13 protein-coding genes are annotated in these 16877 nt (G+C 72.4%); 9 read left to right on the forward strand and 4 right to left on the reverse strand.

Annotation, left to right across the window (positions count from 1 at the left end; translation table 11 throughout):
• Window positions 1–3 precede the first annotated feature (3 nt).
• Genes ACQP26_RS29780 through ACQP26_RS29795 form a run of 4 tightly spaced genes read right to left on the reverse strand, consistent with a single transcriptional unit; the run spans window position 4 to window position 2970 of the window.
• On the reverse strand, window positions 4–918 hold the full coding sequence (locus ACQP26_RS29780; protein ID WP_013289266.1) for a glycosyltransferase family 2 protein: 915 nt from the start codon (window positions 916–918) through the stop codon (window positions 4–6).
• Window positions 915–1916: a sulfotransferase family protein gene (locus ACQP26_RS29785; protein ID WP_269703496.1), complete on the reverse strand. Its 1002-nt coding sequence runs from the start codon at window positions 1914–1916 to the stop codon at window positions 915–917. Before ACQP26_RS29785 ends, ACQP26_RS29780 begins: the two co-directional genes overlap by 4 nt.
• Window positions 1913–2494 (reverse strand): glycosyltransferase, encoded by a 582-nt coding sequence (locus tag ACQP26_RS29790; protein ID WP_269703495.1) that lies wholly within the window; start codon window positions 2492–2494, stop codon window positions 1913–1915. The genes ACQP26_RS29785 and ACQP26_RS29790 overlap by 4 nt, the downstream gene beginning before the upstream one ends.
• Entirely contained in the window at window positions 2494–2970 is a 477-nt protein-coding gene (locus tag ACQP26_RS29795) for a polysaccharide biosynthesis protein (RefSeq protein WP_013289269.1), read from the reverse strand. The genes ACQP26_RS29790 and ACQP26_RS29795 overlap by 1 nt, the downstream gene beginning before the upstream one ends.
• A 497-nt stretch (window positions 2971–3467) precedes the next feature.
• On the opposite strand from ACQP26_RS29795, the gene ACQP26_RS29800 reads away from it, so the two are divergent.
• From ACQP26_RS29800 to ACQP26_RS29840, 9 genes are all read left to right on the forward strand, one after another.
• Window positions 3468–5300 carry a Wzz/FepE/Etk N-terminal domain-containing protein gene (locus tag ACQP26_RS29800; RefSeq protein ID WP_269703494.1) on the forward strand — a complete coding sequence of 611 codons (1833 nt, stop codon included), beginning with the start codon at window positions 3468–3470 and terminating at the stop codon, window positions 5298–5300.
• Entirely contained in the window at window positions 5297–6304 is a 1008-nt protein-coding gene (locus ACQP26_RS29805; RefSeq protein ID WP_433494563.1) for a DUF3048 domain-containing protein, read from the forward strand. The genes ACQP26_RS29800 and ACQP26_RS29805 overlap by 4 nt, the downstream gene beginning before the upstream one ends.
• On the forward strand, window positions 6301–7785 hold the full coding sequence (locus ACQP26_RS29810) for an O-antigen ligase family protein (protein WP_269703492.1): 1485 nt from the start codon (window positions 6301–6303) through the stop codon (window positions 7783–7785). The genes ACQP26_RS29805 and ACQP26_RS29810 overlap by 4 nt, the downstream gene beginning before the upstream one ends.
• On the forward strand, window positions 7785–8990 hold the full coding sequence (locus ACQP26_RS29815; RefSeq protein WP_433494564.1) for a hypothetical protein: 1206 nt from the start codon (window positions 7785–7787) through the stop codon (window positions 8988–8990). The genes ACQP26_RS29810 and ACQP26_RS29815 overlap by 1 nt, the downstream gene beginning before the upstream one ends.
• Before the next feature lie 16 nt (window positions 8991–9006).
• The gene (locus tag ACQP26_RS29820) at window positions 9007–9870 is read left to right on the forward strand and encodes a sulfotransferase family protein (RefSeq protein ID WP_269703488.1); all 864 of its coding nucleotides are present in this window, start codon (window positions 9007–9009) and stop codon (window positions 9868–9870) included.
• A complete protein-coding gene (locus tag ACQP26_RS29825) occupies window positions 9837–11450 on the forward strand; it encodes a lipopolysaccharide biosynthesis protein (RefSeq protein ID WP_433494565.1) in 1614 nt (537 codons plus the stop codon). The genes ACQP26_RS29820 and ACQP26_RS29825 overlap by 34 nt, the downstream gene beginning before the upstream one ends.
• 28 nt (window positions 11451–11478) lie before the next feature.
• The gene (locus ACQP26_RS29830) at window positions 11479–12411 is read left to right on the forward strand and encodes a sulfotransferase family protein (RefSeq protein WP_269703485.1); all 933 of its coding nucleotides are present in this window, start codon (window positions 11479–11481) and stop codon (window positions 12409–12411) included.
• Window positions 12412–12552: 141 nt separating this feature from the next.
• Window positions 12553–13596: a glycoside hydrolase family 26 protein gene (locus ACQP26_RS29835; protein ID WP_433494566.1), complete on the forward strand. Its 1044-nt coding sequence runs from the start codon at window positions 12553–12555 to the stop codon at window positions 13594–13596.
• 188 nt (window positions 13597–13784) lie between these two features.
• Window positions 13785–16871, forward strand: coding sequence for a malectin domain-containing carbohydrate-binding protein (locus tag ACQP26_RS29840; protein WP_433494567.1), 3087 nt, complete (start codon window positions 13785–13787; stop codon window positions 16869–16871).
• The last annotated feature ends 6 nt before the right edge of the window (window positions 16872–16877 follow it).

Here is a 16877-nt window from a genome sequence, read left to right on the forward strand (position 1 = left end):
GGCTCAGATGCCCCGGCCGCGCTTGTGCAGCGTCCGCAGCACCCGGTCGGCCTGCACCGCACGGCTCGCCACCGCCAGCGCCAGGTACGCGCGCGGCTCCTTCGGGTTGCGGGCCAGCGTGCGCCGGGCCCAGCGCACCGCGTCCCGCCGGTTGCCCATGGCGGCCTGCGCGAACGCGATCTGCCCGGCGACCCGCGCCTCGCCGTGCGGCACGGTGGCGAACTCCGGGTAGCGGCGCAGCAGCCACTGCAACGCGGTCGAGATGGTCTCCCAGCGCTGCGCGAAGTAGGACCGCTTGTGCCAGCGGACCAGCACGTACGGGCTCTCCACGTTCACCAGCGGGGCGTACCGGGCGGCGCGGAGCAGGAACTCGTAGTCCTCCGCGTAGCTGCCCGGGATCTGCTCGTCCACCAGGCCGATCGCGTCGAGCAGCGCAGCCCGGCGGATCAGGAACGTGGACGGGTGCAGCTCGGTGAGCCGGTCGCGCAGCAGCGCCTCCAGCGAGATCCGGGCCCGGTCCAGCGAACGGTCCACCGTACGGTCGTCGTAGCTGACCCGGATGCCGCAACTCACCAGCGCGCCGTCCGGGTGCGCGTCGAGCGCCCCGAACTGGGCGGCCAGCTTGCCGGGCAGCCACTCGTCGTCGTCGTCGCAGAACGCCACCCAGTCGCCGGTGGCGGCCTCGATGCCGGTGTTGCGCGCGCCGGCCAGTCCGGCGGTACGGGTATTCGTGATCACCCGGATCCGGCGGTCACCCCGATCGGTCTCCAGCGACCGGTCCGGCTCGGACTGGTCGTAGACCACGATCGCCTCGATCAGGCCCGGGTGCGCCTGGCTGAGGATCGCGTCGAGCGCCGCACGCAGCAGCTCCGGACGGTCCCGCGTCGGTACGACGACCGAGATGCTCGGCCCACTCATGCTCTCTCCACGGACTCGTCGGATCCCCGCTGGCCCAGATAGCCGTAGCGGACCCGCAGGGGAAGCGTGGCCAGGCTGACCACGGCACGGCTGCGGCGCGGCAGGCGGTCCCGCCACGCCTCGTCCCGGCGCACCGTCAACGGCCCGCCGCTGAACCGCAACGGGTTGCCGGCGACGCTGTGCGCACGGAACGGCGCGGCCGGCTCGGGGGCCGCGCCGGTGTCGTCGGCACCGGCCAGGATGCGCAGCGCCGCCGGGTCGTCCGGCAGGCCGGCGAAGTCCCGCACCCGGCGTACGGTGCCGGCCGGGTCGGCGGTGAAGTCCTCGTAGCGCAGCCGCAGCACCTTCGCCCGGGACGCGAGCAGGTGGAACGCGGCGTTCTGCGCGGTCCACAGCTTGCTCACCTCGAACGGCGAGAAGGTCGGCATGAAGTCCTCGCCGTCGACCACCTCGGGGCGGCGCACCTGCTTGCCCCACGAGTACGCCACCGCCCGGCTGTCCCGGACCAGGTGCAGCACCCGCAGGTCGAGCCCTTCGGCCCAGCGCAGCGCGAACGCGAGCGAGGCGTGCTTGCTGGAGTCCACGACCACCCGGGCGCCGGTCACCGACAGCGCGGCCCGGTAGATCCGGGTGTACAGGTCGGCGTAGCGGCGCACGTCGGCCAGCTGCTCCGGCGGGAGCGATTCCTTGGCGAGCCGGGGGATGTGCCGGGTCCGGTCGACGCGGTCCTTGAGTGCCAGCACGTCGTCCCGGTCGACAGCGGCCCAGCCGCCGAACGCCTGGTCGCCGACCTGCCGCCAGAACGGGCAGGCGGTGAACCGCTCGCCGCAGCCGCACCGCTCGTCGGCGCCGAGCGCCCGCTCCCACAGGTGCACCACCTCGCCGACGGCGCACACGTCGGCGCTCTGCGCCAGCAGCAGCTCCAGCAGCGTGGAACCGCTGCGGCCGAGGCCGCCGACGAAGAGGACACGCGGCGGCGCCGGATCCGGGGCGCTCATCCGCGACGCCCGACGGCTCGTTGCCGTACCCGGCGGGCCACCAGCTCGTCGATCACCGCGCCGACGCGGGCGACCGCCTCGGCGCGCGGGTCCGGACGGCCCGGGTCGGCGGCCAGGACGAACCGGCTCGGGTCGGCGAGGCCCTCGTCGAGCGCGGCGAGCAGCTCGGCCTCGGACTCGCACAGCCGCACCATGCCCGCCGCGCCCAGACGACGGGAGAACAGCTGCTGGTGGTTGTCGACGTGCTCGTCGTGCGACGGGTCGCGGGGCACCACGATCGGCAGGTGGCCGTTGCGCCGGGCCTCGGTGATGGTGGCCGGGCCGCCGTGGCTGACCACGAGTGTCGCCTCCGCCATCGCCCGCTGGAGCTCCTCGTGGCCGAGGAACGGGGTGGCCTCGGGCAGGGCCGGGGTGCGGCTGTGGCCGTACTGGAGGACCAGCCGGACCCCGGGCCGGGCCGCGTGCCAGCGCTCCAGCCAGCCGACCAGCCGGTCGAAGCGGTGCACGTCGGTGCCGACGACGACCAGCACGTACGGTGCCGCGGAACGCCGGTCCCGCTGCTGCGGAATGTGCGCCATCAGAGGAGGTTCCCCACGACGGTGGCCTCCGGGTACATCCGGCGCTGCTCGTCCCACTGCACGAGCATCGCGGAGAGGAAGGGGCGGCAGAGCCGGGCGGTGAGCGTCGCGCTGTCGATCCGGTCGTACACCTCGATGTAGACCGTCGGGATCTTGCGCATCCGGGCCGCCACCACGAACGGCAGGGCGACCCCGGCGCCGGTGGTGACCACCGCGTCGACCTGACGCCGGCGGATCACCTTGAGCGCGAGGAACGCGTTGCGTACCAGGTTCTTGACGTTGCGTGTGGTGGGGTGGTGCGCCCAGACCACGTCTTCACCGGCGAGCAGCGAGCGCGCGTCCGGGGTGTCGAAAGTGACCCACGCGCGGCGCCGATCCCGGTACCACGGTTCCAGGGCCAGGAGCTGGGCCAGGTGCCCGCCACTGGACCCCACCAGCAGGACCTGCCCCGAGTCCTCGGTTGACCCGCTCACCACAGATTTCCTCCCGTACGCGGATGACGCGTCCGGATTTGTGAAAGCCCCTCGGACGCGTCCTGACAACCTACTGGCGCGCCCCTGGGCAACTGAAGGGGCCATTGGACGGATCCTGACGCGCCGGTCGGCTCACCTCTCGATTCCCGTCACTGGGACATGCACCGACCGGTCGCCGTCCAGGTCAGCCCGTTACCGCCGGAAGGCCGGGCCGGGACACCGGAAGAAAGTGAGATGTGTCAGGATTCCGTCACCGCTCCGCACGAGAGCCGTCGGCGACGTCGGCTTATCCGGGGGCAGGTCGGGCCCGACACCGGGAAACCCGCCGAATGGTCAGCGCCGATCGGCCATTTCTACGCGGGCTGCCCACACCCGGGCAGGCTTACCGGAACGTGAGCAGACTTTCCCTCGTCGTTCGGATCGGGGACACTCAAGGCCACGGTCAGGTCCAGCTGTGCCGTGGACTGCCCGGCTCGGTCGAAAGGGAGCGACAGACTCTGATGCCCTCACCCCATTTGGCCGAGAGCGACGCCGACGGTCTTGCCCTGATGGCCTACCTGGGCTGGCTGCGCCGCCGCTGGTGGATCCTGCTGCTCGCCGCGGTCCTCGGGCTGGGCGGTGGGCTGGCGCTGAGCCAGGTCCAGGAGGCGCGCTACACCTCGACCACGTCGCTGCTCGTGCGCCCGCTCGGCTCGGGCGCGGAGAACAACCCGAACGCCAAGGTCAACCTCGACACCGAGGCCCAGGTGGTCCGTTCCCTGGTGGTGGCCGAGCGTGCCAAGGCGCTGATGAAGGTCGACACCGGGGCCGACCAGCTCGTCAAGTCGGTGACCGTCAAGGTGCCGCCGAACAGCCAGATCCTGCAGGTGGCGTACGAGGCGAACAGCGCCGAGGGCGCCCAGTCCGGTTCGCACGCGTTCGCCCAGGCGTACCTGGACCTGCGCAAGGCCACCGCGCAGAAGACGCTGGAGAACGAGACCAACGCGCTCAAGCAGCAGATCGCCGGCCTCCAGAAGGAGCTCAGCGCGGTCGCCGGGCGGATCGCCGCGTCCCCGTCGAACTCGCCCGAGCGGGAGCGGGCCGAGGCCGAGCGGAGCGTCCTGACCAGCCAGATCACCAACCTGAACAACCGGCTCAGCCCGCTGGTGTCGGCCGGCTCCGACCCCGGCGAGATCATCTCCGACGCCCGGCTGCCGGAGCGGCCCAGCTCGCCGAACCGCACGCTCAACCTCGCCAGCGGCATGGGCGCGGGCCTGCTGCTCGGCATCGTGCTGGCGCTGGTGCTGGACCGGCTCGACACCCGGATCCGGCGCGGCCGTGACATCTCCGACCGGGTCGGCGTGCCGCTGCTGCTGGAGCTACCGGTCCGCACGCCCTCGCTCGCCGTCCTGCCGGCCACCCACCGGGTGTCCCGCGAGCTGGGCCGGCTGCGCAACGTGCTGCTGTCCGCCGTCCCCGAACCGGCACAGGGCGGACGCGGCCGCCAGCTGCTGCTCTGCGACGCCTCGGCCGGCACCGCCGCCGGGTTCGTCGCCGCCAACCTCGCCGCCGCGTACGCCCGCACCGGCCAGCAGGTCGCGCTGATCACCACCAAGCACGACTCGATGGTGGGCACCATCACCGGCGTGGCCGAGGGGCGGCACAACCTGGCCTCGGTGCTGCGCCGCGACGTCCCCCCGCTCAAGGCGCTCGCGCCGGTGCCGGGGCTGGGCCAGCTCCGGGTGCTGGTGCCGGGCGACCTGGACGCGGAGGTCGAACTGCCGGTCGCCGGGCTGCTGGAGATCATGCACGAGCTGTCCGCGCGCTTCGACCACGTGATCATCGAGACCGCCCAGCCCACGTTCGCCGTGGAGGCCCAGGCCCTGGGCCGGTACGTCGACGCCGTGATCATGGTGGCCGAGGCGGGCAAGACCCGTAGCGGCGAGATCACCGCCGCCCTGCAGCAGTTCGAGCAGGTCAACGCGCCGGTGATCGGTGCCGTGCTGGCCCCGCGCCTGCCCGCACCGGCGGCCGGCGCCGCCCGGCCGGCGTCCTCGGGCGGTTCGGGCACGTCGGGCGCGTCGAGCACCCCGCCGGCACCGGCCGCCCGGCCCAAGCCGCGGCCGAGCCCCGGCCCGTCCGCCGAGTCGACGATGGTGCTGCCGCGCATGCAGTCGTCCCGGCCCGGCCCGGCCAAGCCGGCACCCGGCAAGGCCACCCCGCCGCCCAGCCCGGGCAACCAGGGCGTGCCGGGCAAGCCGGTGCCGCTCAACGGCACCGGCGGCACGTACCGCTCCCGGGGTGACGGCGACGGCCGCAGCTACGCCCTCGACTCCGGCGAGGACCTGGGGTGAACCGCCGGCAGATGCTCCGCGCCGCCATCGCCCCCGCCGTCGTCCTCGGCGTCGGTACCGGGTGCAGCGAGCCCGAGCCCAAGCCGGGCAAGATCCAGGTGGTGGACCCGGGCGACGTCACCGCCTCGCCGTCCGCGGCCGGTGCCTCGCCGACCCTGCCCACCGGCCCGCTGACCGGCGCGCCGGTCGGCACCCCGGCCGCCGCGACCCGCCAGGCGGTCGCGGTGCCGCTGCGGGTGAGCCCGGCGACCACCCCGGCCGGCCTGGAGGCCGCCGATCTGGTCTACGCCGAGTTCGCCGAGGCGGACACGCTGCACCTGACCGCCGTGTTCCACTCCAGGGACGCCGCCAAGATCGGCCCGGTCACCGAGATCCGGCCGGTCGACATCCGGTCGCTCGCGGTGCTGCGCCCGTTCGTCGGCTACGACGGCGGCCCTCCCGGCTTCCTCACCCAGTTCAAGAACTCCGACCTCGACGGCGTCACGCCCGACGACGACAGCAAGGTCTTCTCCGGCGACTACACGTCGACGGCCGCGCTGCTCAAGGCGGCCCCGAAGGGCGGCCAGCCGCCCACCCCGCCGATCGATCACGCCGGCGAGGGCGACGCGCTCGCCGCCCGCGACCTCGCCCCCGCCACCGAACTCACCGTCACCGTCGCCGGCGGCCCGCCGATGGTCTGGCGGTACGACCAGGCGAAGTCCCTCTGGGCGGCCAAGGTCGGCAAGGTCACCGTGACCGCCGCCGCCGTCATCGTACTGACGATGGAATACCGCACGCTGGACGTCCGCAATCCGTCCCCACGCTCACTTCCCTCGGCGAACGTCTTCGGCGAGGGCGCGGTGCTGGCGGTGTCCGGGCCGAACAGCGCGAAGGGCCGGTGGCGCAAGCCCGGCCTGGGCATGATCTGCACGCTCGCCGACACCGGCGGTGACCTCCTGCACCCCCAGCCCGGCAACGCGTGGGTCATCTACGCGCCGACCACCGCCAAGGTCTCCGTGAAATGAGCACCGCCACCCCGCCCCGCACCGCGCGCGGGACGGTCCCGGTCGGGGCGGTCTCACCGCCGGACGGGAACCGCCTCCGGCCGGTGACGGCGCGGCCGGAGAGCTGGTCGTGGCGGCTGCCGACGGCATGGCCGCTGATCTCGGTTTTCCTGCTGTACCCGCTGTGGTGGGTGCTCGGCGTGTCGAGTTTCGTCTTCGTCATCTTCGCGGTGCCGATGGTGGCGCAGATGCGCAAGCGGGGCCCGATCCGGGTGCCACCCGGCTTCGGGATCTGGATGGTCCTGCTGCTCTGGGTGTTCCTGTCGGTGCTCACCCTCGACCTGACCGCGCCGAACACGCTGCCGCCCGGCGGCAGCGGCAAGTACATCGGCTGGGGCATCCGGCTCGCCAACTACGTCGCCATGACCGTGACGATGCTCTACGTCTACAACCTGCGGGAGCGGGAGCTGTCCCAGCGGCGGATGGTTCGGCTGTTCGGGTTCATGGGCGTGGTTGTGGTGCTCGGCGGCTGGATCGGCTCGCTGTTCCCGAACCTCAAGTTCGTCGCGCCGCTGCGCTTCGTCCTGCCCCAGTCGATCGCCGGGCACCCGTACGTCACCTCGCTCATGGAGATCAAGTTCGCCCAGGTGCAGCAGGTGATCGAGGGAGAGGCCAGCTCGCCCCGCCCGTCCGCGCCGTTCACCTACACGAACTCGTGGGGTCAGAACACCGCGATCCTGCTGGTCTGGCTGATCGTCGGCTGGGTCGTGCTGGGCAAGCCGCTGCGCCGTACCGCCGGCGTGGCCATCGCTCTGGCCGCGATCTTCCCGATCGTCTACTCGCTGAACCGCGGCCTGTGGATCGGCCTCGGCATCGCCGCCGCGTACGTCGCGCTGCGGCTCGCGCTGCGCGGCCGGATGGTGGTGCTCGGCGGGCTCGCCCTGGCGGTCGGGCTGATCGGGGTGCTGATCGTCGCCACACCGCTCGGCCGCACCTTCGACGAACGCCTCCAGAACGGCCACAGCGACGACATCCGGACCACCCTGTCCCAGGGCGCTGTCACCGCGGCCAACCAGTCGCCGGTCCTCGGGTACGGCGGCAACCGGGCGCTGATCGGCAGCAACCGGTCCATCGCCATCGGCAAGTCCGAGGACTGCAAGCAGTGCGGAAACCGGGAGCTGGGCAGCAACGGCCAGGTCTGGGCGCTGCTCGTCGGGCAGGGCTGGGTCGGCGCCATCTGCTACAACGCGTTCTTCCTCTACTGCATCTGGCGCTACCGGCGCGACCACAGCGCCATCGGGATCGCCGGCACGCTCGTGCTCATCCTCATGCTCTTCTTCCAGTTCACCTACGGTGCGATGGAAGCGACACTCGCCTACGCCCTGATCACAGTCGCCCTGCTGGCCCGCAACGACCGGATCCGCCGGTCGCTGGCGCCGGAGCCACCCCAGGGCACGATCGCCGGGCTACGGGCCCGACTGGAAACGACCGGTGACCGCTGATGGTGTTCCGCGTACCCCCGGACGGCGACGGCCGTGCCGCGTACCTCGGTGAACTGGCCGGGCTGATCTGGCCCGCGCCGGCCGAGCCCAGCCTGCGCCGCGGCGGCGCCGGCTGGGTGGTGGTGCCGTCGGCGTCCCGCCCCCGGCTGCTGGTGCCGACCGGCTCCGGCCGGGCGGCGGCGAGCGCGGTCCGGCACTCCACCGAGGCGGTCGGCCGCAAGGCCAAGCTGGTCCGGCAGGGGCTGTCCACCGCGTTCCGGCTCGGGCTGGGCCCGCTGGTGTTCCGCGACCGGCTGGTGGTCGACGGCGGCGGGCTGGACGCGTACCTGACCGAGGTGCTCGGCGAACCGGCCCTGGTCAGCCTGCACATCGGGCCCGCCCGGGCGAACCGCAAGCCGGTGCTGCAACTGCTCGCCCCGGACGGCCGGGCCCTCGGGTACGCCAAGCTCGGCGTCGACCCGCTGACCCGCGCGCTGGTGCACGCGGAGGCGGACGCGCTGCGCCGCCTCGCCGAGGTGCCGCTCGGGCCGGTGGTGCTGGCCGGGGTACGCCATCACGGCGACTGGCACGGCCACGCGCTGCTGGTGCAGGAGGCGCTGCCGGTACGGCTGCCCCGGGCCACCCCGGCCGCCGCCCAGGCCGCCGAACGCGCGGCCATGGTGACGGTCGCCGGCTGTCTCGGCGTACGCCGGCAGTCCTGGGCGGGCAGCGGGCACGCCGCCCGGCTCACCGCGGCGGTGGACGCGCTCGGGCCCCGGCCGGAGGCCGGGCGGCTGCGTGCGGCGCTGAAGTCCATCGCGGACGCCGACCCGATGGTGGCGTTCGGCGCCTGGCACGGGGACTGGAACGGCGGCAACAGCGCGGTGCTCGCCGACGGCCGGGTGCTGGTCTGGGACTGGGAACGGTTCGAGGCCGACGTGCCGGCTGGCTACGACGCGCTGCACCTGGCGGTGCAGGGCGCGATGAGCCACGACGGGGTGGAACCCGTCGAGGCGGCCCGCGCGCTGATCGCCGGCGCCGGGGCCACCCTGGCGCCGTTCGACCAGACCGGTGGGGGCGCCGATCTGGTCGCCGTGCTCTACCTGGTGGAGCTGGCGGCGCGCTATCTGCGTGACCGGCAGGCGGAGGCGGGTGCGCGGCTGGGGCACGTCGACACCTGGCTGCTGCCCGCGGTTGAGGAACACCTGGCCCGCCGGGCCGGCTGAGTTGAGGAGTGGGGACGTGACGCTGGCCAAGGAGCAGGCGCTCCGCGCGGTGAAGTCGGTGAGCCGGACGGTCGGCCGCTTGACCGCCGGTTCGCGGATGGTGCCGGGATTCCTGATCGTGGGGGCGCAGCGCTGCGGCACCACCTCGCTGTTCAAGACGCTCTCGCAGCATCCCGGTGTGCTGCCGCCCGCGTACCACAAGGGCGTGCACTACTTCGACATGGACTACCACCGGGGGATGAGCTGGTACCTCGGGCACTTCCCCACCACCGGCAAGGCCGAGGCGGTCAAGGCCCAGATCGGGGTACGCGGGATCACCGGCGAGTCCAGCCCGTACTACATGTTCCACCCGCTGGCCGGGCAGCGCATCGCCCGTGACCTGCCCTCGGTGAAGCTGCTGGTGCTCCTGCGCGACCCGGTGGAGCGGGCCTACTCCGCCCACTCGCACGAGCTGGCCCGCGGCTACGAGACCGAGGCGGACTTCGAGCGGGCCCTCGCGCTGGAGGAGTCGCGTACGGCCGGCGAGCGGGAGCGGATGATCAGCTCCGCGTCGTACGCCAGCGAGCACCTCCAGCACAACGCGTACCTGGCCCGGGGCCGCTACATCGAGCAGCTGGAGCGCCTGGAGGCGCTCGTCGGCCGGGACCGCATGCACGTCATCGACAGCGACGACTTCTTCGCCGACCCGCGCCCCTCCTTCGACGCGGTGTGCGACTTTCTCGAGCTGCCCCGCTGGGCGGACATCGCGTTCGGCAAGCACAACTCGCGCTCCCGTTCGCCCATGTCGGCGGAGCTGCGGGCCCGGCTGGAGGACCACTTCGCGCCGTACGACGAGCGGCTGGCGACGTGGTGGGGACGCGTGCCGTCGTGGCGGCGGTGACCCGGCCCGACGCCGGCGGCACCCCGACGCTCACCGCACCGCCCCCCGGACCGGGCGCGGGGCTGGGCGGCGCGGCCCGGCAGGGCTTCGCCAACCTGGTCGGGGTCGGGCTGGCCGCGGTGGCCGGGTTCGGCCTGAACATCGTCATCGCCCGGGGCTGGTCGGTCCGCGAGGCGGGCATGTTCTTCGCCGCCACCAGCGCGTTCATGATCGCGGCGTCGGCGGCCCGGCTCGGCACCGACGTCGGCACCGTCTATTTCGTCAGCCGCCAGCGCACCCTCGACCGCCGCGACCAGATCCGGGGCACGATCCTGGTCGGGTTGCTGCCGGTGCTCGTGGTCGGCACGCTGCTCGGGCTGGCCGGCTGGCTGGCCGCACCGGCGCTGGCCCGGGCCACCATGCCGGAGGCCGGGCCGGAGGCGGTCACCGCGCTGCGCATCCTGCTGGCGTTCGTACCGCTGGCCGCGCTGAACGACTACGCGCTCGCCGCCTGCCGCGGCTTCGGCCAGATGCGCCCACTGCTGACAGTGGAGCGGCTCGGTCGCACACTCGTGCAGTTCCTGGGCGTGGCGCTGGCCGCCTGGCTCGGCCTGTCCGCCACCGTCGGGCTGCCGCTGGCCTGGGCGGTGCCGTACCTGCTCGCCGCGGCGGTCGCACTGCTCTGGCTGAGCCGGCTGGTCGGCCGGGCCGGTCGGCAGGTGACGCGGCCGGTGCCGGCGCGCGAGCTGGCCGGGCCGTTCTGGCGGTTCACCGGCCCTCGCGCGATCAGCAGCCTGGCCGCGATCGTGGTGCAGCGGCTGGACATCGTGCTGCTCAGCGCGTTGCGCGGGCCGGCGGACGCGGCGATCTACACGGCGGCGACCCGGTTCCTGGCGCTGGGTCAGCTCTCCAGCGTCGCGCTGTCCAGCTCGGTGCAGCACCGGCTGGCCGCCGCGTTCGCCCGTGACGACCGGGCCGAGGCGGGTCAGCTCTACCAGGTCGCCACCGGCTGGCTGGTGATCCTCTCCTGGCCCGCGTACCTGATCTTCGCGGCCTTCGCCACGCCGATGCTGGCGCTGTTCGGGGCCGGCTACGCCGACGGCCGCACGGTAGTGGTGCTGCTGGCGCTGACCATGCTGCTGGCCACCGGGTGCGGCATGGTCGACATGGTGCTCAACATGGCCGGGCGCACCGCGTGGACGTTCTACAACGCGATGACCGGCACCGTGCTCAACGTGGTCGGGAACCTGGTGCTCATCCCGCGGTACGGCATCCTCGGCGCCGCGCTGGCCTGGACCGTCTCCATCCTGGTCACCAACCTGGTGCCGCTGACCCAGCTCTGGTGGTCGATGCGGCTGCACCCGTTCGGTGCCGGCACCCGGGCCGCGATGGCGCTCGCGGTGGTCACGCTGGGCCTGCCGCTCGGCGCGGCGACAGTGCTCGACGCCGGTACGCCGATGCTCGCGCTGGTGGCCCTAGCCGGGCTGGCCGCGTACGCGGCGGGTGTCTGGCGCTGGCGGCGCACGCTGAACCTCGACGCGCTGCGTGCCCTGCGCCGTGGCCGTAACCGGGCCGGGGCGGACCCGGCCGCCCAGTCCTGACCGATCCTGCGCACCGATGGGACCTTCGATGACCAGCGACTCCCCCCACGCCCCGCACTCCGGCCTGTCCACAGTCAAGGCCGCGAAGCTCGCCGCGGTCGGCCTGCTGGCGGACCGCAAGGAACGCCGCGAGCTGGAACGCCCGGTGGAGGGGGGCGGCCGCCGGCTCACCCTGAAGGTGGAGCGGCCGATCTTCATCCTGGGCGCCCCGCGCTCCGGCACCACGTTCCTCGGCAGTTGCGTGGGGGCGCTGCCGGACGTGTCGTACCACTTCGAACCGCGCCTGACCAAGGCGGTCGCCCGCTGTGTCTACGAGGGAAGCTGGACGCCGCAGCGGGCGGCCCGCTACTTCCGCGGCTACTACGGCGCGCTGCTCGCCGCGTCCGGGCACGGCGGGCTGCGCTTCGCCGAGAAGGACCCGGAGAACTGCTTCATCGTGCCGTTCCTGACCGAGGTCTTCCCGGACGCGGTCTTCCTGCACGTCTACCGGGACGGGCGGGACGTGGCGGTGTCGCACGCCGAGCAGCCCTGGCTGAACGCCGCGTCCACCGGCAGCGGCCGCAGTGGCCGGGGCGGTACGCCGTGGGGCGCCGCGCCCCGGTTCTGGGTGGAGCCGGAGCGGCGTGAGGAGTTCACCCAGGTCTCCGACCTGGGCCGGTCGGCCTGGATGTGGCGGCGGTTCACCAGCAGCGCGCTCACCCAGCTCGCCGAGCTGCCCGCGGAGCGGGTACGGCACCTCCGGTACGAGGACGTCGTCACCCGCCCGGCCGAGGCGGCCGAGACCGTGGCCGACTTCCTGGAGGTCCGCGACCCGGCCGGACGGGAGGCGCTGCACGCCCGCTTCGCCAAGGCCCGGCCGGGCTCGGTGGGACGCTGGCGGCAGCGACTGACCGAAAAGGATCTGGCCGATGTGATGGCTCAGGCCGGGCCGCTGCTGGCACAACTCGGCTACCCCGCCTGAGGGCCGCGTCACAGGTAGAGTGCCAGGGGTCGCCCGCCCGGCCCGGCGTGCCTCTCCGCCCCCGCGGATCCGTCAGGGCCCTACCGTGGCCGGCGACCGTCCTGGGGAGAGGTTGCGGTGGTACGACGGTTACGACTGACGATGGCTGCCGTGCTGGGCCTGGCCTTCCTGGCCCCGGCCGTGGCGGCCTGTGACATCGGCTCCGAGGGGTCCGGCGAGACGACGAAGGCCGCGCCGCCCCCACCGACTGTGACACCGCGGACCGCACCGGTCCGCACGACAGGGCTCGGGCCGGAGCCGCCGGAGAAGGGGGCCTGGCTCGGCACCTGGGTCAAGCCGCAGTTCCACAACGCCAGCGGGCGGGTCGCCGCGTTCGACGATTTCAACCGGGCGGCCGGCGGCAAGCTCGCCATCGCGCACATGTTCCACGAGTGGAACGAGCCGTTCCCGAGCGCCACCGAGAAGTTGTACCAGGGCCGGGGCAAACTCCAGATGATCTCGTGGCAGGGCACCGACACCCGGTCCACCGTCAGCGGCGTCTACGACTCGCTGATCCGGCAGCGCGCGAAGGACATCAAGGAGTTCGGTGTCCCGGTGCTGCTGCGCTACCGGTGGGAGATGGACCGGCCGAACCTGGCCGCGAGCATGCACTCGCCGGAGGACTACGTCGCCGCCTGGAAGCATGTGCGCGGCATCTTCACCGAGATGGGCGTGACCAACGCGGGCTGGGTGTGGTGCCCGCACGCGGACGGGTTCGCCGAGCCGCAGCGCCGGGCCGCCGCCTACTATCCCGGCGACGACCAGGTCGACTGGCTCTGCGCGGACGTCTATCCCAGTCCGGAGTGGAACAGCTTCTCCAACCGGATGGACCACTTCATGGCGTTCGCCAAGAAGCATCCGCGGCCGGTCATCGTCGGCGAGTACGGCCTCACCCAGGAGGGGCGGCCGGGCCAGCGGGCCGAATGGATGCGCGAGGTCGGGCCGTACCTGAAGAAGCACCCGCAGATCAAGGCGGCGGTCTACTTCGCGGCCCGGCAGACGGAGAAGCCGATCTACGACAGCACGTTCGGCAACGACCCGGAGAGCGAGCAGGTCTTCCGGGAGATGGCGACCGATCCGTACTTCCAGCCGCCGATGCCCGACCTGAGCGTTTCCTCAGGAACACCCTCCGTGTCCGACGAGTGATCGTCGCTCGTCTTTTCGTGTGACCGGGGGCGTTTCCTCGGTCAAAAAGGCCGAACCCGGGTGGACGGGCGACGGCCGAATGCGAGAAGGTATTGCTCTCACGTCTGCGGTCGGTCGAGTGACGCCCCGCCTCATGTCGGCACCGACCACGATCGCAGCGCCTCCGACGTTTCCCCCCGGAGTAGCCTGTGGCTTCCTCGATCCTGAGACACCGCTCGGTGTCCGCATTCGGCGCTGCCGTGCTCGGCATCGCCACCTTGTTCACACCGGTGCCGGCGCTCGCCGCGCCGGCCACGGCGCCCGCGCCCGACCACAGCACGACGGTCGGCGAGGTGCCCTCGGACAAGACGCCGAACATCAACGACGGCAACGTCCTGGCCATCCACGACGCCGGCAGCAAGGTGATCGTCGGCGGCTCGTTCACCAACGCGCAGAACCGGGGTTCCTCACCCACCCCGGTCGACCGCCGCGGTCTGCTCGCCTTCGACAAGGCGACCGGCAAGATCGACAACGCGTTCGCGCCGGTGCTGGACAACGACGTCACCGCCATCATCGCCGGCCCGACCCCCGGCACGGTCTACGTCGCCGGCAAGTTCAACAAGGTCGGTGACAAGAACTTCCGCAAGCTGGCCCTGCTGAACGTCGCCGACGGCACCCCCGTCGACGGGTTCAAGGGCCCGGCGTTCAACGGCACCGTGAACGACATCGCGCTCATCGACGGCCACCTGCTGGTCGGCGGCATCTTCACCACGGTGACCGCGACGACCACCCGCAACGGGCTGGCCTCGCTGAACCCGACCACCGGCGCGGTGGACGACTACCTCACCGTGTCGCTGACCGAGAACCACAACTGGACCCCGACCAACAACGGCGCCTCCGCCGGTGTCGGCGTGGAGAAGTTCACCGTCTCGCCGGACGGCAAGCACCTCGTGGTGATCGGCAACTTCAAGAAGGCCGACGGCGTCGTGCACGACCAGATCGTGCGGATCAACCTCGGCGAGAGCTCGGCGACCGTCTCCGACTGGAACACCGACGGCTACTCCGCGGCCTGCAAGTACACCGCGTTCGACTCGTGGGTGCGCGACGTCCAGTTCTCCCCGGACAGCAAGTACTTCGTGGTGGTCACCACCGGCGCGTCGTACCCGGGCACGCTCTGCGACTCCGCGGCCCGCTGGGAGACCGCCGCCACCGGCCCCGACCAGAAGCCGACCTGGACGAACTTCAGCGGCGGCGACACCTTCCTCTCCGTCGGCATCAGCGAGAAGGCCATCTACGTCGGCGGCCACTTCCGCTGGTCGAACAACCCGCTCGCCCGCGACAAGGCCGGACCGGGCGCGGTGCCGCGGGCCAGCATCGCCGCGCTCGACCCGGTGAGCGGCCTGCCGCTGTCCTGGAACCCGGGCCGCCACCCGCGCGGCTACGGCGTCACCGAGATGCTGGTGACCCAGGAGGGCCTCTGGCTCGGCAGCGACCAGGAGTACATCGGCAACTTCGACTACCAGCGCAAGCGGATCGCCTTCTTCCCGCTGGACGGGGGCAGCACCCCGCATTCGACCAGCACGAAGGGTCTGCCGGGCAACGTCTACCAGGCCGGCCGCGCGGCGCAGACCGAGGTGCTCTACCGGGTCAACGCCGGTGGTCCGGCCATCCCGGCGACCGACGGCGGACCGGACTGGGCCGCCGACAGCGCCACCGAGCCGAGCCCGTACCACAACACCGGCAACCAGGTCACCAGCTACACCACGAACGCGACGTTCGACCCGACCGTGCCGGCGAGCACGCCAGCCACGCTGTTCAACACCGAGCGGTGGGACGAGTCGACCGCGCCGGACATGCAGTGGGACATCCCGGTCGCGGCCGGCACCCGGGTCGACGTCCGGATCTACATGGCCAACCGCTGGTCCGGCACGAGCAAGCCGGGCGCCCGCAAGTTCGACGTCAGCATCGACGGCGTGCTCAAGCTGAACGACTTCGACCCGGTCGCCACCGCCGGCGGAACCGACCGCGGGACCATGCAGTCCATCTCGGTGGTCAGCGACGGCGTGGTCGACATCGACTTCGGCCGGGTGCTGCAGAACCCGCTGCTGCACGGCATCGAGATCGTCAAGACCGCGCCCACCCCGGACGCCTCGGACGTGCTCTACCGGGTCAACGCGGGCGGCGACCAGCTGGCCGCGCCGAGCGGACCGGCCTGGGCCGCCGACACCGTCGCCGCGCCGAGCACGTACCACAACGCCGGCAACCAGGTGACCAGCTACACCACCAACGCCACGCTCGACGGGACGGTGCCGTCCGGTACGCCGGTGGAGCTGTTCAACGCGGAGCGGTGGGACGAGTCGCCCGCGCCGGACATGCAGTGGGACTTCCCGGTCCCGGCCGGCACGCCGGTGCAGGTGCGTCTCTACCTGGCGAACCGCTGGTCCGGCACCGCCACCGCCGGCAAGCGCAAGTTCAACGTGTCGATCGACGGTGTGGTCAAGCTGAGCAACTTCGACCCGATCGCCGCGATCGGCGCCACCAACCGGGGCACCATGCGGGCGTTCCCGATCACCAGTGACGGCAACATCGACATCGACTTCGGTCGCGTCCTGGAGAACCCGCTGGTGCAGGGCATCGAGATCGTCAAGCTGCCCCCGGTGCCGCCGGCCACCACCGTCGACAGCATCACCAAGCGGACGTACGACGGCGCGACCTCAGTCGGCAACGCGATGTCGGTGCCGAACGGCGACAACACCGGCTGGTCGAACATCAAGGGCGCGTTCTGGGTCGGCGGTGACCTGTTCTACGGCGTCGGCGGCGACCTCTACAAGCGCTCGTTCGACGGCAGCGAGTTCGGCACCCCGAAGAAGCTGGACCCGTACCACGACGCGAAGTGGGACCTGGTGGTCACCGGCTCCGCGCCGGAGGGCTCCACGTACGCCGGCATGACCGGCAACTTCTCCGCGGAGCTGCCGAACGTGACCGCGATGTTCTACAAGAGCGGACGCATCTACTACTCGCTGGCCGGTCAGAGCACGCTGTTCTGGCGCGGCTTCGCGCCGGACACCGGCACCGTCGGCGCCGAGCGCAACACGGTCACCGGCACCACCGCCTTCGCCGACGCGGGCGGCCTGTTCCTGGACGCCGACACGCTCTACGTCGTCTCCCGGAGCACCGGCAACCTGTCCACGATGGCGTGGTCGGACGGCGTGCCGACCGGCTCCGCCACGGTGCGCAGCGGTCCGGGCGTCGATGACGTGGACTGGCGCGGCACCTCGGTCTTCGTCGGCCCCTGACGGGCG

The sequence above is a fragment of the Micromonospora sp. CA-248089 genome, from assembly GCF_050948515.1.
Classification (GTDB): Bacteria; Actinomycetota; Actinomycetes; order Mycobacteriales; family Micromonosporaceae; genus Micromonospora.